The sequence below is a fragment of the Collinsella sp. LCP19S3_H3 genome (assembly GCF_052119145.1).
GTDB lineage: Bacteria > Actinomycetota > Coriobacteriia > Coriobacteriales > Coriobacteriaceae > Collinsella.
Genome location: NZ_JBQKFW010000047.1, coordinates 1 through 589 on the forward strand (window position 1 = coordinate 1; position 589 = coordinate 589).

General features: G+C 64.2%; 1 protein-coding gene. It reads right to left on the reverse strand.

Annotated features, from left to right (window positions below):
* Window positions 1-589 (reverse strand): amino acid permease (locus ACTQZF_RS09235; RefSeq protein WP_441555113.1); only part of this gene is annotated, 589 nt, incomplete at both ends.

Below are 589 nucleotides of genomic sequence, written 5' to 3' on the forward strand. Positions count from 1 at the left end.
GATCATCGGGACCTTCTCGCCGACCTCGGCGGCGGAGAACGGCACCAGCGTCGCGACGATGGCCAGGATCAGCTCGATGCAGGGGATGGCCAGCATGACCTTCATCATCGCGCCCTTGAACGGGAACGTGAAGATGCGCTCGCGGTCGGGGTCGTTCTTGCGGAGGTTGAGGAACGCCGGGAACATCGGGATGTAGGTGAGCAGCAGGAAGACGACGGAGGTGCCGAAGAGCATCCAGAAGACGCCGTCGGAGATGGCGTCGACGGGAACGAGCTGCAGGCAGAGGACCAGGGAGGCGACGACGGCGTTGACCAGGTTGGCGCCGTTGGGCATGTCGTCCTCGGAGATCATCGAGGCGAAGACCTTGGGCATGTTGCCGTGCTCGGCGGCGTAGCGGGCGACGGAGTTGACGCCGAAGGACCAGGCGGCCATGTTGGCGAACAGGGTGATCAGGAAGGCGATGCAGATGACCTTGAAGAGCACGGAATCGCCCACCATGGTCTGGACTGCGACGATCATGCCGTAGTCGGGGTCGATGGAGTCGGCCGGGATGGCGGCGCCGATGCCGAAGCCAGCGAACAGGTAGATG